The sequence below is a fragment of the Halomonas sp. PAMB 3232 genome (assembly GCF_031954225.1).
Classification (GTDB): Bacteria; Pseudomonadota; Gammaproteobacteria; order Pseudomonadales; family Halomonadaceae; genus Vreelandella.
Map to the genome: position 1 here is coordinate 1,188,146 of NZ_CP134865.1, position 25,853 is coordinate 1,213,998.

Genomic DNA, 25,853 nt, shown 5'->3' on the forward strand with positions numbered 1-25,853 from the left:
GCGGTTAACGCCCGCCTTTTGAGTCGCTTTTCCTGTCAGCTCTTTTGTCACCTTTCTTGTCGCCCTTGACCGCCTTGAACAGCGGCGCATAAAGGCGCTCGACCAGCTCGGCAAAGCCTTCGCCCTGAGCGGTGCGGGCGGTGAACAGCTGCTCGAAGCTCGACCACTGGTGAGCGAGATAAGCGCTTTGGGTGACATCCCCCCTCTGGTAGCGCCCGCCCTCATAGGCACTTTCGGCGGCGGCAAACGCGGGGCTGTCCCGGTCGCTATCGGTCGTGCCGAGCTTGTTAAGCCACTCGAACCCGGCCTGCGTCGCCAGCGGCAGCGGCCCTTGCTGGCCCTGGCGCCAGGCATCGAGCTGGGTCGCAAGGTGCGCCTTCGCAGTGTCGGGCGCTACCGGCTCAAGCGTGACGCTACCGGCTTTCGAGATCAGCGCGGTGGTCATGGGGGCATCGAGATTGCCCGCCAGATGCGCGACCCAGTGGCGCAGCAGGTGGTGCCACTGATATTTGCTCTGCTTCACCAGGCTCGAACTCAACAGCAGCACCCGGCAGCGCTCGCCGGCCTCGTTCAAACGCACCTCGCCCAGCCAGTCCTCGAGCGTTGGGCCTTGCTCAAAAGCGAGCCACACCCGTTGGGCGGCGCTCGCCTGGTGCGGCCAGGCGGCCAGCATCTGTTCGTACTTTTCGAACAGCGCCTCCATCGGCTCGGCGAGCGAGGCGCGCATGCGCTCGCCAAAGGCGCCGATGGCGAGCACGCCCTGGCCCTGAAAGCGCGACAGCTGCTCGTCGAGCGCCTCGATGCGCGGCTCGTTATTGTCCACCGCGCGGCGCTGGGCGGCGATCAGCCGATCCTGAAGCTGCCAGTTCTGCAGGCCGTCCAGCGCAAAGGGTTCGGCGTCGAGCTCGGCAATCGCTTCCTGCTCGAAGTAGACGCCCAGTCGCGCGTTGAAAAAGCTCTTCACCGGCTCACGCAGGAAACTGCCCAGCTGGGCGAGATTGAGCGTGGCCGGCTCGCTCTCGGCAGGCGCGGGGAGCGGTGCCGATTCGCGGGCGCTCTGCGCGGTGTGCACCTCACGCCACTCATGGGCGTAGGTAAAGAGCGCCTCGTCCTGGCCGAAGTAGCGCCGGCTGAAGGGCTGCAGCGGGTGCTCGGTGGTGAGCCGCGCTAGAAGATCATCGCCGTCGCGCTGCCAGCCGGCGGCCAGGTGTTCGCGCAGTTGGCCGACCAGCACCGACGGCGGGAGCGGAGCGTTGTCGATCTGGCTTTTGCCCACCCAGCTCACGTAGAGCTGGTCACGGGCGGAGAGCAGCGCCTCCAGAAACAGATAGCGGTCGTCCTCGCGCCGCGAACGGTCGCCGGGGCGGTAGTCGCCGCCCATCAGGTCGAAATCCAGCGGCGGCTGGGAGCGCGGATACTCGCCGTCGTTCATCCCCAAAAGGCACACCCGTTTGAAGGGAATGGCGCGCATCGGCATGAGCGTGGCGAAGTTGACCGCGCCGGCCAGAAAGCGCTGGGAAAGGCTATGCTCGTCGATCTGTGACAGCCAGTGCTCGCGCACCATCGAGAGCGGAAGCGCCTCATTGAGCGCGGCTTCCCGGGTACTCTCGAGCATCTGCTGCAGGCCGTTTTCGAGCTTTGCCAGCATGACGCTCTCGGCCGGGTCGTCGGTGAAAAAGAAGGTCTCCAGAAGCTCGCGCAGCCGCGCCACCCAGGTGGCGGCGTCCGCCGGCTCGCAAAAGCGCTCCCAGGTGGCTTCGAGTTTTTCCAGAAGTGTGGCCAGGGGCCCGGCCAGGCGCGCCTCCAGCCCGCCGATATCGTCAAACGGCTCGATGCCCTGCCAGGCGCTAGCCTCGCCCACGCTGTAGCCAAGCAGTAGCCGTCGAAGCCCAAAGGCCCAGGTGTTCTGGGCGAGCCCGCCGGGCAGCTCCAGATGCGCTCGGGCGCGGGCGTTCAACCCCCAGCGAATGCCCGCGCCTTCCATCCAGCGCGCAAGCGTGGGCAGGTCGCGCTCCTCGAGCCCAAAGCGCTGGCGTAGCGCCGGTACGTCGAGCAAATCCAGCACGTCGCTGGTGGAGAGGCGAAGCTCCGGCAGGCGCAGCAGTTTTTCCAGCGCGATCATCAGCGGCAGCCGGTGGCGGCTGGCCTGGTCCGAAAGCGTGTGCGGGATGAAGCGCGGGTCGTCCTGATTGAGCTGGCCAAACACCGCCTCGATGTGCGGCGCGTAGCGGTCGATGTCCGGTACCATGACGATAATGTCCCGCGGGCGCAGGTTCGGATCACGGCTGAACGCGGCCAAAAGCTGGTCGTGCAGAATCTCGACCTCACGCTGGGGGCCGTGGGCGATGTGAAAGACGATCGAGTCGTCGGTATCAATCGGGGCCGGCCAGTGCTCGCGGGTCTCGGGCACCGGGCGCAGCTCGCGGATATCGTCCTGAAGCTGGCTCAAGAGCGTGCCGCCGCCTTCCAGCGAGAAGGGCTCGAACATGTCGATGCGCAGCGCGCGCTGCTCGAAAAGGCTCTGATAATCGCCGGTGTCGTCGTGCTCGTCGATCAGGCGCAGGTAGTCGCGGCCCTGTTTACCCCAGGCGGCGAGCAGCGGCTGGGCGTGCAGGTGCAGCGCGCCCTCAATGTCGCCGGTGCCGAGTACGTCGAGCGCTTCCGGCATACCGGCCTTACGGGTCTGGCGGTAGCGGCTGGCGCGCAAGAGGTCCTTGTGCTCGATGATGTCCGCCCAGTAGTACTGGCAGGGGTTATGTACGCAGAGCACGATCTGGCAGCAGCGCGAAAGCGCGGCCAGTGCCTCGAGGGTCTGGCTTGGCAGCGACGAAATACCGAAGATGATCAGCCGCCTTGGCACCTTGGGCGGGCAGGCATGGCCCTTCAGGTGCTCGGTGGCCTCGAGAAAGCGCTGGTGGACGCTTGCCCGGCTGCTCTCGAGCCCGCGAGGGCCCTGGGTGGCGGCGACGTCCTCTCTAAGACGGCGCCAGAGCGCGGGCTGCCAGCGCTGGTGCTCTTCCAACGCGCGGCGCTCGCCGCGGGCGCCGATGAGCACGTCGTCTTCTTTAGCCCAGGCGTCGAGCCAGTCCGCCCGGTACACCTGGTACTGATCGAACAGATCCGCCAGCCGCTCGGCGAGCTGGTAGTGCTTACGCTGGTCGCGGTCGAACTCGAGAAAGCGGGCGAGCGGCTCGAAGACCGGCTCTGCTACCAGGGCGGGCAGCAGGCGCAAGAGCCGCCACACCAGGCGCGACTTATCGAACGGCGAGGTTTCCGGCACCGCATCATCCGCGCCGCTTATGTGCGTCAGCACGGTGCGGTAGGCCTGCCAGAGAAAGCGGGCGGGCAGGGTCACGTCGAGCGCGGCGGCAATGCCCGCGCCGCCGTTTTCGGGGTCTTCAGCGAGCGCGAGTTTGAGCCACTGGCCGATGCCGTTGCTCTGCACCAGAATGGTTTCGTTTTCCAGCGGCCCCAGCGGGTGCAGGCGCATCCACTCGATGACCACGGCGCGCAGGTCCTCGAGCCGGTTGGCGTGCACCACCATGAAACCGGGCGTCAGTGGGGGCGTAGAAAGGCGCGACATGGACACATCCCGGCAGGTTGAACGTTTCGTCAGTAGGAGAGCGTGACGTTACCAATCCCCATCAGGCCCAGAAAGGCCATGCCCACGAACAGCAGAAGGTAGAGCAGCACCAGCACGCCGAAAATGGTGAAGTGGGTCTTGAGCTTTGAAAGCGCAAAGCGCAGCTCACGCTCGTCGCCGCTTTGATAGGCGCGCTGACTGGCACTGGCCGCCTGGAAGAGCACGACGCCCGCCCAGATCGGTATCCAGGCGACGATGATACCGACGACGGTAATCGCCGTTAACACCCCGCCCAGAATGAGCATGACGCCGATCAGCTGCATCCAGAGTTTACCGCGGTAAAGCGGCTCCGCGACGCTTTTCAACAGCTCGTTTTTCTCTTGCGGCTCCATGGTGACCTCACGGTGTCGTTTGAAAATCAATACGTTGTTGGAAGGTCATGATCTTAATGAGTTTCGACACGTTTGTCTTTACTCGCGGCGTGGGTAGAATTTTGCCGGATAATTGCCCTGTGCATCTTGCAGTGAGGCCCGCGCATCGCCAAGCTATGACGTTTTTTAGAACACGAAAAACACAAGGAGCCCGCCATGACCGAGCCGACTAGCCCTTCTCAGAACGCTTCACAAGACGCCACATCGCAAGACGCAGCGCAAGGCTCGCGCCGCCACTCCGCCCCCGTCGTCGACGGTCCGGGTAAGGCGGCCAGCCGCGCGATGCTGCGCGCGGTAGGCTTCAACGACGAGGATTTCAAAAAGCCTCAGGTGGGCGTGGCCTCGACCTGGAGCATGGTGACGCCGTGCAACAGCCATATCGGTGAGCTGGCCGAGCTTGCCCGCGAAGGCGCCGACGCCGCCGGCGGCAAGGGCGTGGTGTTCAACACCATCACCATCAGCGACGGCATCGCCAACGGCACCGAGGGCATGAAGTACTCGCTGGTTTCGCGTGAAGTCATCGCGGACTCCATCGAGACCGTGGCCGGTTGTGAGGGCTTCGATGGGCTGGTCGCGATTGGCGGCTGTGACAAGAACATGCCCGGCTGCGTAATGGGCCTTGCGCGCCTGGATCGCCCCAGCGTGTTCGTCTACGGCGGCACCATCATGCCGGGCAAGGGCCACACCGATATCGTCTCGGTGTTCGAGGCCATGGGCGCGCATTCGCGCGGCGACATGGACCTGATCGAGCTCAAGCAGATCGAAGAGACCGCGATTCCCGGCCCCGGCTCCTGCGGCGGCATGTACACCGCCAACACGATGGCCTCGGCGATCGAGGCACTCGGCATGAGCCTGCCGGGAAGCTCCGCGCAAAACGCCATCTCCCAGGAGAAGCGCGACGACTGTAAAGCGGCTGGCGAAGCGGTGCTCGAGCTGTTGAAAGCCGATATCAAGCCCTCCGACATCATGACCCGCCAGGCCTTCGAGAACGCGATCACCGTGATCATTGCGCTCGGCGGCTCCACCAACGCGGTGCTGCATCTGATCGGCATGGCGCGCACCATCGGGGTTGAGCTAACGCTTTCGGACTTCACCGAGATCGGCAAGCGCGTACCGGTGGTGGCGGATCTGCGCCCCAGCGGCCACTACATGATGAGCGAGCTGGTCGCCATTGGCGGCATTCAGCCGCTGATGAAAATTCTGCTCGAGGCCGGGCTTTTGCACGGCGACTGCCTGACCGTCACCGGAAAGACCTTGGCCGAAAACCTGGCGGGCGTCGAGCCCTACCCGATGGATCAGTCGATCATCGCGCCGCTCGATAAGCCGATCAAGGCGCAAAGCCATCTGCGCATTCTCTACGGCAACCTAGCGCCGGAAGGGGCGGTTGCCAAGATCACCGGCAAGGAAGGCACGCGTTTTTCAGGACCTGCCCGGGTATTCGGCTCGGAAGAGGAAGCCCAGGCGCGCATCAACGACGGTACCGTGGTCGCCGGTGACGTGGTCGTGATTCGCTACGAAGGCCCGAAGGGTGGGCCGGGCATGCGTGAAATGCTGACGCCGACCTCCGCCATCATGGGCCGGGGCTTGGGTAACGACGTCGCACTGATCACCGACGGGCGCTTCTCCGGCGGCAGCCACGGGTTCGTGGTGGGCCACGTGTCGCCGGAAGCCTTCGAAGGCGGCCCGCTGGGGCTGGTCGAAAACGGCGATCTCATCACCATCGATGCCGAGGCGGACACCATCGATATCGACGTTAGCGATGAAGAGATGGTTCGTCGCCAAAGCCAGTGGCGAAAGCCCGAGCCCCGCTATACCCGTGGCGTGCTCGCCAAGTACGCGCGCCACGTAAGCTCCGCCAGCACCGGCGCGGTCACCGACCAGGACGACTGAACGCTTTTAGCCAACGCCCAGGGCCGCACTCGCGGCCCTTTTTTTGTCACGTCCGCGTCAAACGGCTGGGCTAGAGTGGGGCTTTCGTTTCATGAGGAGGCCTTTCGATGGCGAGTCGGCACGGGCGAGTTTTCGATGTCTTTCGAACGTTTTTGTGGCTGGGCTGCACCTCTTTTGGCGGCCCCGTCGCGCATCTGGGCTATTTCCATACCGAATTCGTCGTCAGACGTCGCTGGTTATCCGAGGCGGCCTATGCGGAACTGGTGGCGCTTTGCCAGTTTTTGCCCGGCCCGGCGAGCAGCCAGGTAGGCTTTGCGCTCGGGCTCTTGCGCGCCGGCCCCTGGGGGGCTGCCGCGGCGTGGGTGGCGTTTACGCTGCCTTCGGCGCTGCTGCTGGCGCTGTTCGCGTTGGGCTCGACAGCACTCGAGGGCCCGCTGTTCGAGCGCGTGATCGACAGCCTCAAACTTGTGGCCGTGGCGGTGGTGGCCCACGCCGTTTGGGGAATGGCGAAAAGCCTTTGCCCGGATAGAGCGCGGGCGGGGATTGCGCTGGGCGCGGTGTTCGTGGCCGCGCTCGCAAGCGGCCCGGCGGGCCAGGTCGGCGCCATTGCGCTGGGTGCGGTGGCGGGGCTTTGGCTCTGCCGGTCGCCGTCGCCCCGGGGGGAGGTGAATACATTCTCCTTTGGCGTCTCGCGCCGCGCCGGGGCCGCCGCGCTTGCGCTTTTCGCGCTGCTGTTGGGGGCGTTGCCGCTGCTGGCGCCGATGGCGCTGTGGCTCGATATGGTCGATGCCTTTTACCGCGCCGGGGCGCTGGTCTTTGGCGGCGGCCACGTGGTGCTGCCGCTTCTGAGCGCCGAAACGGTTCAGCCAGGTCTTATCTCAAATGATGCTTTCATGACCGGCTACGGCGCCGCCCAGGCGATTCCGGGGCCGCTTTTCACCTTCGCCGCTTACCTTGGCGCGCTGTGGCCGGGCGTCAATGCCGGGGCCGGGGCGGCGCTGGCGTTGGTGGCGATTTTCGCCCCCGGTTTTTTACTGCTGGTGGGGGTGCTGCCGTTCTGGCACCGTTTTCGCCGCGGCGAGCGTGCCCAGGCACTTCTGCGTGGCGCCAGTGCGGCGGTCGTGGGCATTCTGGGGCTCGCGCTTTTCGACCCGGTGTGGGTCAGCGCGGTGCTGGTGCCTATCGATGTCGCGCTGGCGCTCACCGGTTTTCTTCTGCTGAGCGTGTGGCGCCTGCCCGCCTGGGCGGTCGTGATCATCGTCCTGTTGGGTGGAATAGTGCTGGGCTGAGTCATGGCGGGCTTATTCATAACGGGCTTATTCATAACGGGCTTATTCATGACGGGCTTATTCATGACGGGCCAAGCCGTGCTTTGAGCACAAAAAAACGCCTCGCGTTTGGCGAGGCGTTTATCGGTTCACACCTGGAGGCTATGGCGTTGGCGCCTCCAGCTCTAATGTGCGGCGCAGGACGTTGAGTTCGTCCAGATTCAGATGCTCGAGCCTTCCGGCGAGCAGGTCGCTGATCTTCTGGACGGGAAGGCCGGCCCGGCGGGCGATTTCGCGGCTTCCCAGATCCGATACGGCGACCAGACGAGTGATGATGCGCATCAAGCGCGTGCGTTTTTCCAATTCCCTGACGTCGAGGTCAGGGCTGCTTCGAGGAGGGTCCAGCGTTTCTGCGTGAGCAGTCGACGTTGCCGTACTCATGTGACTCCATGGGTCAAAAGTGACACCTACACAATGACGCTATCGGAAGCGCTTTTCAATGCCTGATCCGGCTAAAATTTCATCCACCGATCGAAGCCCCTAATTCGGCCCGCTCTGGTAAACTATGCGCCTTTAAAATTATAGCCAAGCCTTGCGGCTTTTCATCTTTTACCGATTGATGGCCTTCGGCCGAGGAGCGAATCCATGTCCAGCCGCGCACCCCAAGTGGGCGTAATTATGGGATCCAAATCCGATTGGCCCGTGATGGAACACGCCACCCAAATGCTCGAGCGCCTGGGCGTTGCTTTTGAGACCCGCGTGGTCTCGGCGCACCGTACGCCGGATCTGTTGTTCGACTACGCCAAGGGTGCGGCGGAGCGCGGGCTTCAGGTGATCGTGGCCGGCGCGGGCGGGGCGGCGCACCTGCCGGGCATGGTGGCTTCTCAAACGCCGCTTCCCGTGCTGGGCGTGCCGGTGGAGTCCAAATCGCTCAAGGGGCTCGATTCGCTCCTCTCCATTGCCCAGATGCCCGGCGGTATCGCCGTGGGAACGCTAGCCATCGGCAAGGCCGGGGCGACCAACGCAGGCCTTCTGGCCGCGCAGATCGTGGGGCTTCAGGATAGCGCCGTGCGCGAGGCGGTCGAGGCGTTTCGCGCCGAGCAGACCCAAGCCGTGCTCGATAACCCGGACCCCCGCATCGATACCGATCAGGCCTGAGGAGACCACCATGAACATTGGCGTTTTGGGTGCCGGCCAGCTCGGTCGTATGCTCGCCTTGGCAGGCTACCCGCTGGGCAATCGTTTCACCTTTCTGGACACCACCGGGAGCCCCAGTGCGGGCATTGGCGAGGTGATCGTCGACCCGCACAACGAGCACCTGGCCACGTTTCTCGAGAAGGTCGATGTCGTGACCTACGAGTTCGAGCACTTGCCGGTCGAGCTGGTGCGCGAGATCGAGCAGCACAAGCCGGTCTATCCCAGCAGTAAAGCGATCGCGGTGTGCCAAAACCGGGTAGAAGAGAAGGCGCTGTTCGACCGGCTTGCTATTCCCACGCCGGCCTACCGCGTGGTGGAGAGCGCCGAGGCGCTGGCCCAGGCCGCCGAGGAGCTTGGCTGCCCGGTGGTCGCCAAGTCGGTCACCGAGGGCTACGACGGCAAGGGCCAGGCCGTGCTCACATCCGCCGATCAGGCCGGTGATGCCTGGGCGTCGATTGGCCATTCCCAGCTGATCGTCGAGGCGTTCGTCGATTTCGTGCGCGAAGTATCGATCATCGCGGTGCGCGGTCGCGACGGCGAGGTCGTGTTCTACCCGATGGCGGAGAACCAGCACGAGGGCGGCATTCTGCGCTACTCCGTGGCACCGCTACCGGATCTCGACGACAGCGTCCAGGCACTGGCCGATGGCTATATTCGCCAGTTGCTCGACGAGCTCGACTACGTCGGCGTGCTGGCGCTGGAGCTTTTCCAAGCCAAAGATGGAAGCCTGTTGGCCAACGAGATGGCGCCGCGTGTGCACAACTCCGGCCACTGGACGATGGACGGCGCCGCGACCAGTCAGTTCGAAAATCATCTGAGGGCGATTCAAGGGCTGCCGCTGGGCTCGACCGAGGCCATGGCGCCGACCTGCATGGTCAACGTCATCGGCCGCGAAGGCGACAACGCCGCGCTTCTGGCAATCCCGCATGCTCACCTGCATCGCTACGATAAGGCTGAGCGCGCCGGGCGCAAGCTTGCGCACATCAATGTTCTCGCCGACTCGCACGCAGAGCTTTTGGAGAAAGTTCGTCGGTGCCAGACGCTGCTGCCGGAGGCCCCTTCGGTAAAGTGGAGTTTCACCCTGTAAGGGGCGCGATAACGCTTCATTAACCGCCTGATGTCAGGCGGTTTTTTTATAAGTCGATTTTGGTATTCGCTTTAACGAGATAAATCGTTTACAACTACGGCTCAAGACTTCATTGAACGAAGACGGGTTGCCTTTGTTTAGGCGATCCAACAGCACAGGGAATGGACATGCTGTGGAAGCTTAAACTCGCCGGGGTTGCCCAATATGGCCCCGTCGACGCCGATGAGCCGCTCTCGCTATGCGATCTTGAAGCGGCGAAAGTGGCACTTTTATATGAAAATCTATGGCAGCCCGTTGTCAGCAGCCTGGTCGTGGCCGCCTTTACCGCCGCGATCCTCTGGTCGGCGCATTCGCCGGTGGCCGTCATGGCCTGGTTTTTAACGCTTGGCGCCATATCACTGTTGCGGCTGGTGTTTGCTCGCTGGTATGAGCAGGGCACGGCCAGCGCCCATCAAAAACGGTGGCTCTACATTTTTAGCGCGGGCTCGCTTGGCTCGGCGGCCCTCTGGGGGGCCGCGGGGGTCCTCTTTTTTGCCCCGACCGATCCGACTCAAACCGCGGCGCTGGCGGTCATCGCCTGCGGTATCGCCGCCGGCGGCACGACCACGCTTTCACCGGTCAAGTGGCTTGGGGTTGGCTTCATCAGCCTCATTTTACTGCCGCTGGCCGCCGTCTTCTTGTTGCGAGCAACCATGCTATCGATACTGATGGGCATTGTCGTGCTGGTATTTTTGGCACTGATGCTAACCACCTGTATCCGGTTTCATCGCATCATTCACGATAACATCGCGCTCAAGGTGAGTGTCGAGTCGCGCAAGGCGCAGCTGCAGGAGTGTGAAAACCGCTACCGCTCGATCTTCGACCACTCGCCGCTGGGGGTGCTGCACTTCGACCGCAACGGAGTGATCACCGACTGTAACGAGCAATTGCTCAAAATTCTGGGCGGCACGCGTGACAGCTTCATGGGTTATCGCATGCTCGACCGCTCGGCGAATCAGCAGGTCGCTCAAGGGGTACGCGACAGCCTCGAGAAGGGCTCGGGCTATTTCGAAGGTACGTTCTATCTGCCCGGCGCTGAGAAGGGTACGCCGCTGCGCGCCATTTTCAACGGCGTGAATTGCGACAATAACCATCGCATCGGCGGGATGGCGATCGTCGAGGATTTCACCGAGCGCACCCGGCACGAGGCGACCATCTACCGCCAGGCCTACTACGACTCGCTGACCGATCTGCCCAACCGGCGTCTGTTCATCGAGCGGCTGATGTCGCTTTGCAAGGAATCCTCAAACCGCGAGCGAACCGGCGTAGTGATGTTTCTGGATCTGGACCGCTTCAAGATGATCAATGATACCTTCGGCCACGCCGCCGGGGACGATCTGCTCATACAGGTGGCCAAGCGTCTCGAGGCTCACCTGGGCGACGACGACATGGCGGCACGGCTAAGTGGCGATGAGTTCGTGATGCTCAAACTGTTCGACTGGCCCTTTGACGACCGGGCCGAAGAGATGGCGAAGGCGTGCCTGGAAACGCTGAGAAGCAAGCTGGGCGGGTTTTATCACCTGGAGAGCCAGCAGGTAGAGGTGACGCCGAGCATGGGCTACACCTGCTTCAATGCCGACGAGTGCGACCATGCCGAGATCCTCAAGCAGGCCGATGTCGCGATGTACCAGGCCAAGGCGCAAGGGCGGGCGCGGCTTTGCCGCTACCGCCCGGAAATGCGCGACGTCATGAAAAAGGCCGCGCTGCCTGACCGCGTTACATCGCTAATTGACCGCTAAGCACCACCCAAAGCGCGATGAGCGCGAAGTGGCCCGGATACCAGGCAAGCCAAAGCCGCCGCGGCATGTTTTTGAACACCCTCGGAACGTAGCGGGCGCCGCCGGCGGCGAGGATGAGAACGACGATACACGTGCCCACGGTGAACGACTTGGACATGTCCGAGGCGTTCATCTGGCCGGCGATCCAGAGCACCGGAAACGCCGCCAGCCCCGCCCAGAGCCTCGATTTCAGCGCATTGTCGCTATCGTTGAGCGCGTACATAGCGAACATGAAAAACGGGATCAGCATCAGGCCGTTATGGCCATACTCGACCCAAAAGCCGAGCAGATACCAAAGCGTGACCGCCACCGCCGCCCCCAGTAGCAGCCAGCCAAACCCGAGCGTCTCCTGACGGTAGTGTTGCCAGCCCTGGCGGGCCAGCGCCCCGAGTGCCAAACCGCTTGCCAGTGTAAAGCAGACGTTGAGGATGAAGGCATCACTCGATCGCGGCATCATCATGTACGGCACCTGGGCGATGAGACCGATGACCAGTACCCGCCGGGCGTAGCGCAGCGGATTACGCGTATTGAACAGCCCATGCCAGGCCACCATGGCCGCGAACAGCGGAAAGGCGATGCGCCCAATCGACGACCCCGCCCAGCTCAAATCCCAGCTGTCCGGGAGCACGTAGCGCACCAGGTGGTCGATGGTCATGGTCAAAAGCGCCAGCCACTGCGCCCAGGCCGTCCAGTGTGATAGCGGGCGATCAGCCGCCGCCGCCGTGGGTCGCGGCGAAGAAGCCGGGGGGGCGGTATCGCCGGGAGCGTGTGCCATAAAACCTCCGTGTTGAGATGGCCAGAATGGCTTCAGACTTGATCGGTCGCGTCGAGTTCAAGCCCGGTCGCGCGTTCGCCAGCGGCGCGTTCGTCGCTCGGGGGGGAGCCGCGCGTATGATCCCTACGTACTGTCCAAACGTACTATCTATTTATCCGTACTATACCTCAAAGCTCTCAAGCGTTGCCCCAAAAAGCAAAACCCCGGCGTTTGCCGGGGTTTTGCATACTTGCTCGACGCTTACGAAAAGAGGTTATTCGCCGTCGAAGTAGCGCGCGTGAATCTCGTCGTAGGTGCCATCTTCCTGCAGCGTCGCGAGCGCTTCGTTGAAGCGTTCGGCCAGGTCTTCATCGCGCTGGCGGAAGGCGATGCCAAAACCGTCACCGAAGTACTCCTTGGGTTCGGTGATCTGCTCGCCGACGATGGTGTAGTCGCCTTCGTCGCTTTCAACCAGCGTGGACTGACCGATCGGGAAGTCGAGGAAAACGATGTCCAGACGTTCGGCGTCCATGTCCAGCACCATGTCATCGGCGGTGGAGTAGCGGCTGATGTCGGCGATACTGCCGTACTTGTCGGTGACGTAGTTGTCCTGCAGCGTGCCGCGCTGAACGCCGATGGTCAGGCCGTCCAGCGTTTCTTCATTGGCTTCACTGATGTCCAGATCGCTTGCCGCGAACCAGGCCGACGGCATGGTGATATAGGGCTCGGAGAACAGCACCTGCTGGCGGCGCTCGTCGTTGATCGTCATCGACGACATCACGGCGTCGTAGTTGCGCGCCAGAAGGCCGGGAATGATGCCGTCCCACTCCTGCTCGATCCACTCGCAGGTCACGCCGACTTCTTCACACAGCGCGTTGCCCAGGTCGATATCGAAACCGGTAAGCTCGCCTTCCGGGGTGCGGTACTCCATGGGCACGTAGGGAACGTCCACGCCGATGCGCACGGTATCGTAGTCGCGCGCCTGGGCCGAGGATGCGGCGGCGACCGCAAGGCCTACCAAAGAGAGCGAAAGCAGTTTTTTCATCATCAAACTCCACTGTCGTGAACGGGTGTATTTATTGGTCCTCTTTAACCTAACCCAAGCGAGGGCGAGCGCAAAGTCGAAAACGCATTAAAAACCAACGTTCGTTTGACGCAGCCGCCGCTTACAGCGACGGCGGGCTCAGGTGCGCCAACAGCCGCTTTTCCAGAAAGCGGAAAAAGAACAGAATGGCGAAGGTCAGGCAGAGATAGATCAGCGCGACGAACAGAAACGGCTCGAAGGGCGTGTAGAAGCGCGAGTAGACGTAGCGCGCCGCGCCGGTCAAATCCATCAGTGTCACCACGCTTGCGATGGCGCTGGCGTGGAGCATGAAGATCACCTCGTTACCGTAGGCGGGCAGGGCGCGGCGAAAGGCGCTGGGAATCACGATGCGCCGCATCATCAAGGACTCCGACATGCCGTAGGCCCGCGCCGCCTCGAGCTCCCCCTTGGCGGTGGCCTTGATCGCGCCGCGAAAGATTTCCGTGGTATAGGCGGCGGTATTGAGCGTGAAGGCGATCAGCGCCGGATAGAAGGCTTCCCGAAAGATCGGCCAGAGAACGCTCTCCTGAATGCCATCGAAAAACACCACGCCGTAGTAGATGATATAGAGCTGGATCAGAAGCGGCGTGCCGCGAAACACGTAGGTGTACGCGTAGATGGGAAGGCTGATCCATTTGCGTTTGGAGCTTCGCAGGATGGCCAGCGGCACCGCCAGCACCAGGCCTACTACCAGCGAGAGAAACACCAGCTGCGTGGTGGTGACGAGCCCCTCCCAGTAGTGGGCCATGGTGGCCGGGGTGAAGATGGCGTTGCCGTCGAGCAGGTCGTGATACCAGGTAGAAAGATCGAACATGTCAGTGCTCCCCGAAGCCGATGTCGTAGCGCTTTTGCAAGCGCGCGAAGATCCACTCGGTGACGCTTGCGATGAGCAGGTACGCCACCGCCACGGGAATCAAGAAGACGAAGGGTTCGTGAGTTGCGCGCGAGGCCTCGGCGGCGACGCGCACCATGTCGGTCAGCCCGATCACCGAGACCAGCGCGGTGGTTTTCAACAGCACCATCCAGTTGTTGGAGAGGCCGGGCAGGGCATGACGCATCATTTGTGGAAAGCGCACGCGGCGAAAGAGCAGGGCGCTGCCCATGCCGTAGGCCTTGCCTGCCTCGATCTGGCCCGCGTCCACGGCCATGAAGGCGCCGCGAAAGGTCTCGCCCATGTAGGCGCCGAAGATAAAGCCGATGGTCAGCACGCCGGCGGCAAAGGCGTTGAAGCTTAAGTAGATATCGATATCGTAGTTGTAGTAGAGCACGTCACTGATGGCGTTGACGCCGATCTGACCGCCGTAGAACAACAGCAGCATCAGCACCAGATCCGGCACGCCGCGAATCAGCGTGGTATAGACGCCGGCCACGCGCCGAAGAATCCAGCTTCGTGACATTTTCGCCGTGGCGGTGATCAGCCCCAGTATGATCGCAAGCCCGAGCGAAAGCGCGGCGAGCTCGACGGTGACGAGCGCCCCTTCGAAAAGGCGCGGGCCGTAGCCTTGCAAATCCAGCATGGTCGCCTCGTCGGTCAGTGGTTGGGGGTGAGAAACTGCTTGAGCCGGGGCGAGCGCGGGTTGTCCAGCACCTCCCCGGGCGTGCCGGACTCCTCGATCAGCCCCTCCTGCAAATAAATGACCTGGCTCGAGACGTCGCGGGCAAAGTTCATTTCGTGGGTCACCACGATCATGGTGCGGCCCTCTTTCGCGAGATCGCGCATCACTTTCAACACGTCGCCGACGAGCTCCGGGTCCAGCGCCGAGGTCGGCTCGTCGAACAGCATCACGTCCGGGTCCATGGCGAGCGCCCGGGCAATAGCGCCGCGCTGCTGCTGTCCGCCGGACATCTGCGCCGGGTACGCCTTGGCACGCGCGGTCAGGCCCACGCGCTCCAAAAGGGCGTAGGCGTGTTCGGTGGCTTCCTTTTTCGATTGGCCCAGCACGTGCACGGGGGCTTCGATGATGTTCTCCAGAAGCGTCATGTGCGCCCAGAGGTTGAAGCTTTGAAACACCATCGAAAGCTTCGCCCGCATGGCAACGACCTGTTTCTTATCCGCCGGTTCGCGCCCCTGGCGCGTGTTCTTGAAACGGATGGGGTCGCCGTGGACGATCAGCTCGCCTTCGTCGGGCTGCTCCAACAGGTTCATGCAGCGAAGAAACGTGCTTTTTCCCGAGCCCGAAGCGCCGATCAGGGTGATGACATCTCCCTTGTGGGCTTCGAGTGAGAGTCCCTTGAGAACTTCGGTATCCCCGAAGCGCTTTTTGATGTTGCGCACTTCAAGAGGGGTCGGTGTAGTGGCCATAACCAGGCTCCAGAGCAGAGTTGCCGCTTAAGCGAACGGTGTCGACACGGATATTCGTAGCGGCTGGCGCGAAAAAGGGAGCGATTCTATCAGGCCTTATACCCGATGCGCTCGTTGTTATGCGATTTAATGCGCTGATCCTGGCGGCCTGTGAGCGCCGCCTTCGATCGTGTTCAACGGTTTTGCCTAGTGTAGGGCGTTTATGGTCTGACTGCTCGGCTGGCGGCCGGCGTGACCAAAAGTGCTGCCCGCGCGCCGATTTCTACCCGCGCGTTGGGGAACACCACGTGAAGCGGCGTTTCACCGACGATGAAGTCGCCGGCCTCTTCGTCCTGGGCGAGTTTGGTGTGGGGTTCGAAACGGGTAAAGTTCGCCACGTCCTCGTCAAAGCAGAGCGTAAAAGCCTGCGAGCGACGCATCAGCTCGTGCTCGACTCTGAAAAAGCGCGGAAGCTCGGCGCCCTCTTTTGGCGTTTCGCCGGCGCCGAGCGCCTGGATGAGCTCAAGCATGGGAGCAAGCGGCGCCAGATCGTTTTGGCCAAAGGGCGCGTTTTGGCCAAGCTCGAAGGTAAACGCCTGGGCCTGATGGTAGTGCTTGCTGTAGTGAGAGAACGTGAAGCTCGACTGGTGCTGGTGCAGCACCGCCTGCATATCGGCGCCGGCAAGCCAGGCCCACTGGCGGGCGTTAGTGGCCGTTTCGCCAAAGGGCTCGACCACGAAGCGCGGATAGAGGCTTTGGCGGATCGCGGTGTGCAGGTCGTAGTGAAGCCGCGGGCGGCCCTCATGGCGCTCGAAGAAACGATCCACCTCGCGCATCAGCTCGCGAGCCCGGTCGGCCTCCTGGCCTTGTTGGGTCAGGCCGCGCTCGAAAAGCCGGTTCAGGTTGGTCTCCACAAAGCGGGTTTGCGCCTTGAGGGCGGGAATATTGCCCAGTATCACCAGCACAGGTGCGCTTAAGCGCGCGCTACCCGCTTCCAGCGCGCAGAGCCACTGGCCCAGAAGCTCCACCGGGGCGGTTTCATTGCCGTGAATCGCGGCGGAAAAGACGCAGGCGTAGGCATTGGTGTTCGAGGCGTTCGGGATGAGTTCCAGCACCCCGGGGGCGCCAAGGCGGTAGTGGCCGCTGGCGAAGCGGCCCTCACGCCTGGCGGGCATGTTGTCATCGAGCGCCCCGTCCAGCCACTGGCTCAGCATGCGCGATTCTCCCTATTGCTTTCGCGATATTTGTTGTTCGAGCTATCTGTCTTTCGAGCTATTCGTTTTCGAGACTAGAAGATGTAGCACGTTGGGCCGGGTTAAACAAAAAGCGGTGTCGCCAGGCTGTAAAAGAGGCGGGCGTGGGTGTAAGCCGACGTTCGCTTGGGCAGTGGGATCGCAGTGAACAGGCACAAAAAAGCGCCTGCCCTGTCGGGTCAAGCGCTTTGGGACGACATGAATTACTCGGCGCGCTGGCGCTGCATCTCGTCCTGGTACTCACCGGCCAGCGAGGTTTTCTGCTGTTCCGGCAGGCCACGCCCGGCCAGTTGGAAGACTTCCTGCTCTTCCTCGTCCAGGTGGTGGGTCACCAAGTGCTGAAGCTCCTTGGCGTGCACCAGCCAGTTGCTGGCGCTGTAGTCGGTTTCGTCCAGAAGCTCGATCAGCTCGTCGATTTCGTGGTGCTCGGCGACGCTGTGGCGGGCCTTCTCCTGGGTGAGGTCGATGTCCATCATCGGAATGTACAGCGCGCGCTCTTCGGCGTTGGCGTGGTACTTGAGCTCGGCGCGGATCTGCTGATAGAGCGTATCGCGCTCGCTGCTATCACCGTGGGTTTCGACCAGTTTGGCCAGCAGGTCGCGCTGAATGTCGTGGTCCTTACGAAGCGCTTCGAAAATCGTCATGTAAAACTCCCTTTTTGCTGTGACGGTCGCATTGAAAACTAGTGCGGGATGGGCAAAAGCGCAAGATACAAACGCCGGCAATTCAAGCGACGCCACCGCGACCTTCACTTGGGTTAATTTTCCGCTAGGCTTAAAAGGCGGTTTATCTGTCGACTCAAACGGAGAGAGCAATGACCAAGGTACTGGTACTTTACTATTCCATGTACGGACACGTGGATACCCTGGCCGCGGCCGTCGCCGAAGGTGCCAGGGAAGTGGACGGCGTCGAGGTCACGGTCAAGCGCGTGCCGGAAACCATGCCCGAGGAGGCCTACAAGAACGCCGGCGGCAAGCAGGACTTCGAAACGCCACAAGCCAAACCCGACGAACTCGCCGACTACGATGGCATCATCATCGGCACGCCCACCCGCTTTGGCAACATGGCCGGCCAAATGCGCACCTTCTTTGATCAAACCGGTGGCCTGTGGGCCAACGGCTCGCTGCGCGGCAAGGTGGCAAGCGTATTCACCTCCACCGGCACCGGCGGCGGCGAGGAGATGACCGTGACCTCCACCTGGACCACGCTTGCCCACCACGGCATGGTGATCGTGCCGATCGGTTACGGCATCGAAGAGCAGTTCGACATTTCCGAAGTCGCCGGCGGCAATCCCTACGGCGCGGCAACGCTTGCCGGCGGCGACGGCTCCCGCCAGCCAAGCGAGCGCGAACTGAAGCTTGCGCGCTTTCAGGGCAAACACGTGGCGGGCATTACCGCGAAGCTCACCCGCTGAGACCATGGGCTAATTGTTTGGCAGCTGCCAAGCGCTACTATAGTGCCCGTTAGCCCCGCAAACCCCACTCCCGTGGGGTTTGCGCGTTTTAGGGCATCGACCTGAAATGGGGCGTCCACCTGAAAGGAATCTCGCGTGAGCCGACTCGACAAAGCCCGCAACCTGCACGACTTCGAAGCGCTGGGGCGCCGCCACTTGCCGCGCCCGCTATTTGGCTATATCGCCAACAGCGCCGAGGAGGGCCATACCCACGCGGCGAACCGCCGCTGCTTCGATCAATTCGGGCTGATGCCTCAGGCGCTGGTGGATGTCTCATACATTTCGCTGCAAACCGAGCTTTGGGGGGAGACCTACCGCGCGCCCTTTGGTATTGCGCCGATGGGCATTAGCGCGCTGTCCGCCTACCGCGGTGATATCGTTCAGGCCCGAGCGGCGGCCCGCGAAGGCGTGCCGATGATTCTCAGCGGAAGCTCGCTGATACCACTGGAGGAGGTGCTGCTGGCGCGCGTTGAGCGTGCGGGGTACAAAAAGCTCGTGATCACCGTGGATTATCCGGTGCCGCCCAACAGCGACAACAACCGCAAGAGCGGATTTTCGTCGCCGCTGCGCCCGAGCCTACGCCTGGCGCTGGATGGCATCACGCGCCCGCGCTGGCTTTTCGGCACCTTTCTACACACGATCTATTACCACGGCATGCCGCACTTCGAGAACAACTACGCCACGCGGGGTATTGCGGTGATGTCGAAAAACGTCAATCGCGACTTCTCCGGGCGCAGCCACCTGCAGTGGGAGTATCTCGAGCGGGTCAGGGCGCTGTGGCCGGGCAAGCTGATCGTCAAAGGCATTCTCAACCCGGCGGATGCAAAACGGGTCGAGGCGCTGGGCGGCAACGCGGTGATCGTCTCCAACCACGGTGGACGCCAGCTCGACTACAGCCCGGCCGCGCTCGAGGCGCTGCCGGGAGTGGTCGACGCGGTCGAGCACATCCCGGTCATGATCGACAGCGGCTTTCGCCGCGGCACCGACGTGATCAAGGCGCTCGCCCTGGGCGCCGCGTTCGTGTTCATCGGCCGGCCGATGAACTACGCCGCCGCCGTTGCGGGCGAGGCCGGGGTGCGCCACGCCCTGAACCTCGTCAAGGAGGAGCTCGCACGCGATTTGGCGCTCATGGGCGTGACCGATATCACTCACCTTGGCCGCGAGCACCTGATCGACCGGCGCACCGAGGCGTTTGCCAAGCCGTTCTAGCCCGCGATTTTCTCGGCGATCGCCCGGCCCAGGGTCTCGGTCGTGCCTTGCCCGCCGACGTCCCGCGTCAAGACCTGCGGATCCCCCGCTTCGAGCACCGCTTCGATGGCGTCGACCATCGCCTTGGCGGCGTCCAGGTGGCCCAGGTGTTCGAGCATCATCGCGCCGGACCAGATCTGGCCGATCGGGTTGGCGATGCCTTTACCCGCGATGTCCGGGGCGCTACCGTGGACCGGCTCGAACAGGCTCGGGAAGTGGCCTTCCGGGTTGATGTTGGCCGAGGGCGCGATGCCGATGGTCCCGGTACAGGCCGGGCCCAAATCCGAGAGGATATCGCCGAACAGGTTGCTGCCCACGACGACGTCGAACCAGTCCGGGTGGAGCACGAAGTTGGCGGTCAGGATGTCGATGTGGAACTTGTCGACGTCGATCTCCGGGTACTGTTTGGCCATTTCCAGCACGCGCTCGTCCCAGTAGGGCATGGTGATCGAGATACCGTTGGATTTGGTCGCCGAGGTGAGCTTTTTGCGCGGGCGTGTCTGGGCGAGATCGAAGGCGTATTTAAGCACGCGGTCGACGCCGGTGCGGCTCATCACGGTTTCCTGAATGACCACCTCGCGCTCGGTGCCTTCGAACATCCGCCCACCAATGCTCGAGTACTCGCCTTCGGTGTTTTCACGGACCACGTAGAAATCGATGTCGCCGGGCTCACGGCCGGCCAGCGGGCTCTTGATGCCCGGCATCAGCTTGCAGGGGCGCAGGTTGATGTACTGGTCGAACCGGCGGCGAAACTGCAGAAGCGAGCCCCACAGCGATATGTGGTCCGGCACTTTCGCCGGCCAGCCGACGGCACCATAAAACAGCGCATCGAAGCCCTTGAGCTGCTCGAACCAGTCGTCCGGCAGCATCTGGCCGTGTTGAAGGTAGTAGTCGCAGCTGCCGAACTCGAAGGTGGTGAACGCCAGGTCGAGATTGAAGCGCTTCGCGGCGGCTTCAAGCGCGCGAATACCTTCGGGCATGACTTCGGTACCGATGCCGTCGCCGGCGATGACCGCAATGGTGTGGGCCATGAGTCGCTCCTTGAGTGGTGGAAGATCCAGCCGAGTGTAGCGGCTTTGGCGCGGGAAATAATCGGGCTATACTGCAAGGTATTGTTGCCTTTGAGTGGATAATGCGTGGCCGCCCTCGACGATCTTGCCTTTTTCCAGCACCTGGCCCGCGCCGGCAGCCTGACCGCCGCGGCGCGCACGCTCGGGCTTTCGCTGTCGGCGGTGAGCAAGCGCCTAAAGCAGCTCGAAGCTCGCCTGGGCGTGAGCCTTGCCGCGCGCACCACGCGGCGGCTGACGCTGACGCCGGAAGGCGAGCGCTACCTTGCGCGCGGCGCGCTGATTCTCGAGGAGCTTGCCGAGCTCGAAGGCACGCTCAATGAGGAGAAGGGCCAGGCGCTCAGCGGCGCGCTGCGCATCAACGCCACTTTCGGCTTTGGCCGCGCCCACGTCGCACCACTGCTGTCGGCGTTCTGCCACGCTCACCCTGGCGTGAGCGGCTGGCTGGAGCTGACCAACTTTCCCCTGAGCCTGTTGGATCACGGCCTGGATATCGGCATTCGCGTTGGCGAGCCGCCGGATTCACGGCTGATTGCCCGACGGATTCTCGAAAGCCGTCGGGTGCTGTGCGCCGCACCGGGCTATATCGAGCGCATGCCGGCACTCGACACCCCGCAGGATTTGACCCGCCACGCGTGTCTGGTGGTGCAGGAGAATGATACGGACTTTCCGCTCTGGCGCTTCGAGCCCAGGGGCGGGCGCGGCCCGGCGCAGTCGGTGAAGGTGAGCGGGCGGCTTTCGAGCAATGATGCTGAGGTGATCACAAGACTCGCGCTGGATGGCCATGGGGTCATGCTGCGCTCCTGGTGGGACGTACATGCGCACCTGGAAAGCGGGGCGCTGGTCGCACTTTTACCCGAGTGGTTAGGGGTGCGCGCGGACTTCTACGCAGTGTACCAGGCCAGACGCCACGCGAGCGCCCGGGTGCACGCCTTCATCGATTTACTGGCCCGCGAAATGGCCGGGCGCGTGCCGCCGCTGCCCTAAGCTAGCGTGAATCAGGCGGTTTTGATGCGCCCCAAAGGCGCCTGATTGAAGTAGTCGCACAGCAGCTCATAAAGTGCCGGGTAGGCGTTGACCAGATGATCCGGCGCGGTGAAGAAGTACTCGCAGCACACCGCGAAGCACTCGCCCGGGTGGCTGGCGGCGTAGTCGTCGATGGGCGGGGTGAGGCCCTTTTCGAGACAGGCGTTGAGATCTTCCCAAACGCTCGAGAATACCGCGTGCCAGCGCTTGGCCGAGAGCGAGCGGGGCAGCGGCGGAAAGCCGTCGATATCCATGGAGTTGCCCATGTCGAGCTTGTGGGCGAGCTCGTGGATGAGTACGTTGAAGCCGATGAAATCGCCACTTTCGATCAGATCGGCATAGGCGATGACCACCGGGCCCTGGTAGGAGGTTTCGCCGACACGCTCGTCGACGCCCTCATGCACCACGCCGAACTCGTCCATCTCTTCCACCTCGCGGGTGAAACTCTCCGGCAGGATCACGATCTCGTGAACGTTGGCGAAAGCCTCGCGGTGCTCGGCGTCGCTCCAGCCAAGCGTGAGCAGGCACGCCTGGCCTGCGATGGCCAGCCGCTCGGCATCCTCAAACGGCGCGTTTGAAAGCTCGGCGTGACGGGTCAGGCGCTTGGTGCGAAGAAACTGCCAGGCACGCTCAGCCAGAAGATCGGCCTCCGTTGGCGTAAGTGCGGCCAGAAGCGGCGTCTGCTGACGAGCCTTGCGCCAGATATCCGCCGGTGGCGAGGCGGGATCACGGGTGAACCAGCGTTTGAACATGGGTCTCTATCGTGGCGTGCAACTTGCGTATTGTGGCGGAATCGACCAGCTTTCACCAATTCGATGCCAGATACTTGACTCAGGAGGTTCGCCATGTGGCAACAGCGTGACATCACCCTGGCGGCGCACCCGCGCGGCTTCCATCTGATTACCGACGAGATCACCCGCGCGCTCGATGAAATGCCCCCGGTCGAGGCGGGGCTTTTGCACGTATTCATTCAGCATACCTCGGCCTCGCTCACGCTCAACGAAAATGCCGACCCCACGGTGCGTACGGATTTCGAAAGCCATTTCAACCGCGCGGTGCCGGAGAATGCGCCGTACTACCAGCACGTGTTCGAGGGCAGCGACGACATGCCCGCCCACCTCAAGGCGAGCCTTTTAGGGGCCAGCGTGCAGGTGCCGGTGACCCGCGGGCGATTGAACCTGGGCACCTGGCAGGGGATCTATCTGTGCGAACATCGCGACCACGGCGGGCGCCGCCGGCTGGTGCTGACGCTGCAGGGCGAGTGAGGCGCTGTTTTAGCGCGGTTTGAACCCGCGAGACGTCGGGGCTGTGCTACGCTTGGCCGTTTTCGCTTCGTTTCTCAAAGATCGCTTCTCAACGTCCACCTTCTTGTCGAACATCTCGAGCGCCATGGCCCCACGTTCTCTTCGTCTGTCTCGCAAGCGCTGGCTGCGCCTTGCCTTTACGCTCAACCTGGCGCTGGTGGCGGGGCTGGTGATCCACCAGGTATGGCTCTACGCCGGCGAGCCGGAGTTCGAATCGCTTCACACGCTGGAGGTGTCGAAGATCCGCACGGCGTTGACCGGGCGCGACAGCTACCGCTTTGCGGTGGTGGGCAACATCAATAATTCCGTGAACGTGTTTGGCAAGACGATCGTGCCGAGTCTCAACGAAAGCGGGCTCGATTTCATGGTCTCGGCGGGCAACGCCGTCGCGAGCGGTCAGCAGGAGAGCTACCGGGCGATTTACGAAAGCCTCTCTAAGCTTACGATGCCCTTCGTGCTCACCTACGGCGACAACGAAGATAGCGACTTCGGCAGTTACCTGTTCTACGAGTATTTCGGCCCGCACTTCTACGCCTTCGTGGCCGGTGACAGCCACTTCATCTTTCTCGACGGGACGGGCAAATCCTCGACCTCCTGGCAGCTCGATTGGCTCGAGCGCGAGCTCTCGGCCTCGACCGCCACGCACCGCTTCGTCTTTGTGGGGCTGCCGCTTCACAATGTGATCAGCGAAGCGCCACCGTTCGAGGCCGATAATTACCTGAACGATCCGCGTATGAGCGAAGGCATTCAAACGCTCGCCGAGCGCTATCAGGTGGACGCGGTATTCTCGGCCAACCTGTCGCTGTTCTCTCACCAGACCTTGAACGGCGTGGATTACGTCACTACCGGCGGCGCCGGCGGTATCCTGACGGACCTTCAGGACAGCTTTCACCACTACGTGGTGGTCGAGGTGGGCAAAGACGGCGTCAAGATCGCCCCGGTTCGCCTCAACGTCGATCAGCCCGGCTGGTGGCGTCTGATTGGCAGTATCGCCTCGACCATCTACGCGTTTTTCTACGTCAGCTACCCGCGCTTTCTCTTGATCGTCGGGCTGTTGACGCTGTTGGCGATGCGCCTTTACCGGCTGATTTTCGAAGAGCGCGACTACTACCCCAACTTCGATCTCGACCCGACCCCGTATCTTGGCAAGCCCCTGCGCGTGGCGATGGTGTCGAATAACTACTTCCCGTTCGTTTCCGGCGTGTCGATCTCCGTCGAGCGGCTGCGCAAAAGCCTGGCAGCGCTTGGCCACAGCGTCACTTTGCTGGTGCCGCGCTACGCCGAGCAGCGCCAGGACGATGACGGCGTGGAGCGCCTGCCCACGCTCATCGCCTTCGGTGAAAAGCGCGAGTTCCGCCTCACCAACCCGTTCAACCGCCGCTTTCGCCAGCGCCTTCGCGCCTATCAGCCGGATGTGATTCACGTGCACCACCCGTTCTGGCTGGGGTCGATGGGCCTCTGGATGGGGCGGCGTTTGAACGTGCCGGTGATCTACACCTATCACACTCGGCTCGAGCACTACGCCCACTTCGTGCCGCTGCCCGGGGCGCTGTTTCGCAACCTGATTTCGCACTACCTGATCAAGCGTTTCTCCAACCGCTGCGACGGCGTGATCGTGCCGACCTACTCGGCGGAGGAGTACCTGCGTATGATCGGGGTGAAAACGCCGACGCTGGTGCAGCCCACGGGAATCGATACCCGCCGCTACGCGAAAGCGAACGACGCGGAGGTCGAGGCGCTCAAAAAGCAGTGGAAGATCGATGAAAACGAACGGGTGTTGATCAGCGTCTCGCGGGTGAGCCGTGAGAAGAATATCGGCTTCATGCTCGACGCGCTGGCCCAGCTTCAAGGCCAGGGCGGCGAACGCCTACGGCTTTTGCTGATTGGCGACGGGCCGGACCGGGAGAGCCTGCAGGCACGCATCGACGAGCTTGCGCTGACGGATCGGGTGACGCTCACCGGCGCCGTCGCGCCGGAGGCGATGGCGAGCTACTACCACCTGGGTGATCTGTTCGTGTTCGCCTCGACCTCGGAGACCCAAGGCATGGTGATTCTGGAGGCGATGGCGGCGGGGCTACCGGTGGTGGCGGTGCGCTCGAGCGGCATCGACGACGTGGTGCGCGATGGCTATAACGGCTTCAAGACGCCGCAAAATCTGCGGGTGTGGGGCGAGCGAGTGCTCGAGATCAGCGGGGACGCCGCGCTACGCCACACCCTGGGCGAGCAGGCCAGAACCTTTGCGAAAGACTACGACGTCGAGCGCTTCGCCGACGCCATCACCCACTTCTACGCGCAAACCCTGGCCCAGCATCACACGCCGTCGCGCTGATCCTTGCACGTTTGTTCACGCGCTTCCTCACCTTGGGCTTCGCGCTGCGCCTCACGCTGCGCCTTGCGTCGCGCCGAGCGCGCATCGGCGTAGCGCTTCAGGGCGTAAAGAAGCGCCGCACCCAGTGCCAGCCCGCCGAGCGCAAAGGCGACTTCGCGGCGGCTGGCGGCGGTCAGGAGCGCCCCGAGCTGGCTGCCCAGCAGAATCACCGCCGCCAACCCCGGCACGATGCCGATCGTCGAGCCGATCATGTAGTCGCGAAAGCGCAGGTGAAAAGCGCCGGCCAGCATGTTGGTCAGCGGAAACGGTGCCAGCGGCAGCACGTTGATCACGATCATGGTGCGAATGCCGCGCTTGGAGAGATAGCCCGACAGCCCCCGCAGATGGCGCCCGCCGTAGTCCATCAGCGCGTCGCGCCCCAGCCAGTGGCCGATCCAGTAGGAGAGCACCGAAAAACTCAGCGTGCCGATCGTGGCGTAGAAAAGCCCCCAGGCCGGGCCGAACAATAGCCCGGTGGCCACCACCAAAAGCGTCAGCGGAAACATCACCAGAAGCGTTCCGTTGTATACCACCAGTACCGCGGCGAACATCCAGGGGGCGTCGCGCCACCGGCTGACGTACTCGATGGCGTCGTTGAGTCCCTGGGCGCTCATGTACCCGGAGTGCTGCAGCCAGCGCCAACCGAAGGCGAGCGTAACAAGCAGGGCGACCAGGCCCAGGCCCTTTAAAAGCGTGCGTGACATTCCGTTCACCACCGGCCGTTTCAAAGGGCGCCAGCATA

General features: G+C 63.0%; 23 protein-coding genes. 10 read left to right on the forward strand and 13 right to left on the reverse strand.

What is annotated here, in order from left to right; all coding sequences use genetic code 11:
* Positions 1 to 4 precede the first annotated feature (4 nt).
* Together recC and RN346_RS05540 are read right to left on the reverse strand one after the other, a co-directional pair.
* Positions 5 to 3,583, reverse strand: a complete 3,579-nt coding sequence (recC, locus tag RN346_RS05535; RefSeq protein ID WP_311962399.1) for an exodeoxyribonuclease V subunit gamma — start codon at positions 3,581 to 3,583, stop codon at positions 5 to 7.
* A gap of 29 nt (positions 3,584 to 3,612) precedes the next feature.
* Positions 3,613 to 3,975 carry a DUF5362 family protein gene (locus RN346_RS05540; RefSeq protein WP_311962400.1) on the reverse strand — a complete coding sequence of 121 codons (363 nt, stop codon included), beginning with the start codon at positions 3,973 to 3,975 and terminating at the stop codon, positions 3,613 to 3,615.
* Positions 3,976 to 4,170: 195 nt separating this feature from the next.
* On the opposite strand from RN346_RS05540, the gene ilvD reads away from it, so the two are divergent.
* The gene (gene ilvD, locus RN346_RS05545) at positions 4,171 to 5,904 is read left to right on the forward strand and encodes a dihydroxy-acid dehydratase (protein WP_311962401.1); all 1,734 of its coding nucleotides are present in this window, start codon (positions 4,171 to 4,173) and stop codon (positions 5,902 to 5,904) included.
* A 107-nt stretch (positions 5,905 to 6,011) separates the two neighbouring features.
* Complete coding sequence (chrA, locus tag RN346_RS05550) at positions 6,012 to 7,193, forward strand: chromate efflux transporter (protein ID WP_311962402.1); 1,182 nt, start codon at positions 6,012 to 6,014, stop codon at positions 7,191 to 7,193.
* A gap of 141 nt (positions 7,194 to 7,334) precedes the next feature.
* Here the strand turns inward: chrA and RN346_RS05555 are convergent, their stop codons facing one another.
* On the reverse strand, positions 7,335 to 7,613 hold the full coding sequence (locus RN346_RS05555; protein WP_311960455.1) for an XRE family transcriptional regulator: 279 nt from the start codon (positions 7,611 to 7,613) through the stop codon (positions 7,335 to 7,337).
* A gap of 204 nt (positions 7,614 to 7,817) precedes the next feature.
* Between RN346_RS05555 and purE the strand changes: the two genes are divergently transcribed.
* The 3 genes from purE (at position 7,818) to RN346_RS05570 (ending at position 11,234) form a co-directional block, all read left to right on the forward strand.
* Positions 7,818 to 8,330, forward strand: a complete 513-nt coding sequence (gene purE, locus RN346_RS05560) for a 5-(carboxyamino)imidazole ribonucleotide mutase (RefSeq protein ID WP_263584603.1) — start codon at positions 7,818 to 7,820, stop codon at positions 8,328 to 8,330.
* 10 nt (positions 8,331 to 8,340) lie between these two features.
* Entirely contained in the window at positions 8,341 to 9,456 is a 1,116-nt protein-coding gene (locus RN346_RS05565) for a 5-(carboxyamino)imidazole ribonucleotide synthase (RefSeq protein ID WP_311962403.1), read from the forward strand.
* A gap of 167 nt (positions 9,457 to 9,623) precedes the next feature.
* Complete coding sequence (locus tag RN346_RS05570; protein WP_311962404.1) at positions 9,624 to 11,234, forward strand: diguanylate cyclase domain-containing protein; 1,611 nt, start codon at positions 9,624 to 9,626, stop codon at positions 11,232 to 11,234.
* Here the strand turns inward: RN346_RS05570 and RN346_RS05575 are convergent.
* From RN346_RS05575 to RN346_RS05605, 7 genes are all read right to left on the reverse strand, one after another.
* Positions 11,212 to 12,048 (reverse strand): TraX family protein, encoded by an 837-nt coding sequence (locus tag RN346_RS05575; RefSeq protein ID WP_311962405.1) that lies wholly within the window; start codon positions 12,046 to 12,048, stop codon positions 11,212 to 11,214. The two genes, RN346_RS05570 and RN346_RS05575, sit on opposite strands and share 23 nt — an antisense overlap.
* Positions 12,049 to 12,301: 253 nt before the next feature.
* Positions 12,302 to 13,072, reverse strand: coding sequence for a transporter substrate-binding domain-containing protein (locus RN346_RS05580; protein WP_263584599.1), 771 nt, complete (start codon positions 13,070 to 13,072; stop codon positions 12,302 to 12,304).
* 121 nt (positions 13,073 to 13,193) lie between these two features.
* Positions 13,194 to 13,925: an ABC transporter permease gene (locus tag RN346_RS05585; protein ID WP_311960459.1), complete on the reverse strand. Its 732-nt coding sequence runs from the start codon at positions 13,923 to 13,925 to the stop codon at positions 13,194 to 13,196.
* Position 13,926: 1 nt separating this feature from the next.
* Positions 13,927 to 14,628 (reverse strand): ABC transporter permease, encoded by a 702-nt coding sequence (locus tag RN346_RS05590; protein ID WP_263584597.1) that lies wholly within the window; start codon positions 14,626 to 14,628, stop codon positions 13,927 to 13,929.
* A gap of 14 nt (positions 14,629 to 14,642) precedes the next feature.
* Positions 14,643 to 15,413 (reverse strand): ABC transporter ATP-binding protein, encoded by a 771-nt coding sequence (locus RN346_RS05595; RefSeq protein ID WP_263584596.1) that lies wholly within the window; start codon positions 15,411 to 15,413, stop codon positions 14,643 to 14,645.
* 200 nt (positions 15,414 to 15,613) lie between these two features.
* On the reverse strand, positions 15,614 to 16,606 hold the full coding sequence (locus RN346_RS05600) for a succinylglutamate desuccinylase (protein WP_311962406.1): 993 nt from the start codon (positions 16,604 to 16,606) through the stop codon (positions 15,614 to 15,616).
* Positions 16,607 to 16,848: 242 nt separating this feature from the next.
* Entirely contained in the window at positions 16,849 to 17,289 is a 441-nt protein-coding gene (locus RN346_RS05605; RefSeq protein ID WP_263584594.1) for a hemerythrin domain-containing protein, read from the reverse strand.
* Between the two features lie 170 nt (positions 17,290 to 17,459).
* Here RN346_RS05605 and wrbA point away from each other — a divergent pair, with 170 nt between their 5' ends.
* Both wrbA and RN346_RS05615 read left to right on the forward strand, forming a co-directional pair.
* Complete coding sequence (wrbA, locus tag RN346_RS05610) at positions 17,460 to 18,059, forward strand: NAD(P)H:quinone oxidoreductase (protein ID WP_263584593.1); 600 nt, start codon at positions 17,460 to 17,462, stop codon at positions 18,057 to 18,059.
* A gap of 135 nt (positions 18,060 to 18,194) precedes the next feature.
* Positions 18,195 to 19,307 carry an alpha-hydroxy acid oxidase gene (locus RN346_RS05615; protein ID WP_311962407.1) on the forward strand — a complete coding sequence of 371 codons (1,113 nt, stop codon included), beginning with the start codon at positions 18,195 to 18,197 and terminating at the stop codon, positions 19,305 to 19,307.
* Here RN346_RS05615 and RN346_RS05620 read toward each other — a convergent pair.
* Positions 19,304 to 20,377, reverse strand: coding sequence for a tartrate dehydrogenase (locus tag RN346_RS05620; RefSeq protein ID WP_311962408.1), 1,074 nt, complete (start codon positions 20,375 to 20,377; stop codon positions 19,304 to 19,306). The genes RN346_RS05615 and RN346_RS05620 overlap by 4 nt on opposite strands.
* Before the next feature lie 105 nt (positions 20,378 to 20,482).
* Here RN346_RS05620 and RN346_RS05625 point away from each other — a divergent pair, with 105 nt between their 5' ends.
* Positions 20,483 to 21,400, forward strand: a complete 918-nt coding sequence (locus RN346_RS05625) for a LysR family transcriptional regulator (RefSeq protein ID WP_263584590.1) — start codon at positions 20,483 to 20,485, stop codon at positions 21,398 to 21,400.
* An 11-nt stretch (positions 21,401 to 21,411) separates the two neighbouring features.
* Here the strand turns inward: RN346_RS05625 and RN346_RS05630 are convergent, their stop codons facing one another.
* A complete protein-coding gene (locus tag RN346_RS05630) occupies positions 21,412 to 22,191 on the reverse strand; it encodes a zinc-dependent peptidase (protein ID WP_311962409.1) in 780 nt (259 codons plus the stop codon).
* 93 nt (positions 22,192 to 22,284) lie between these two features.
* Here RN346_RS05630 and RN346_RS05635 point away from each other — a divergent pair, with 93 nt between their 5' ends.
* Both RN346_RS05635 and RN346_RS05640 read left to right on the forward strand, forming a co-directional pair.
* Entirely contained in the window at positions 22,285 to 22,704 is a 420-nt protein-coding gene (locus RN346_RS05635) for a secondary thiamine-phosphate synthase enzyme YjbQ (protein ID WP_311960466.1), read from the forward strand.
* A gap of 124 nt (positions 22,705 to 22,828) precedes the next feature.
* Entirely contained in the window at positions 22,829 to 25,072 is a 2,244-nt protein-coding gene (locus tag RN346_RS05640) for a glycosyltransferase (protein ID WP_311960467.1), read from the forward strand.
* Here RN346_RS05640 and RN346_RS05645 read toward each other — a convergent pair.
* The gene (locus tag RN346_RS05645; protein ID WP_263584586.1) at positions 25,054 to 25,815 is read right to left on the reverse strand and encodes a TVP38/TMEM64 family protein; all 762 of its coding nucleotides are present in this window, start codon (positions 25,813 to 25,815) and stop codon (positions 25,054 to 25,056) included. The genes RN346_RS05640 and RN346_RS05645 overlap by 19 nt on opposite strands.
* Between the last annotated feature and the right edge of the window lie 38 nt (positions 25,816 to 25,853).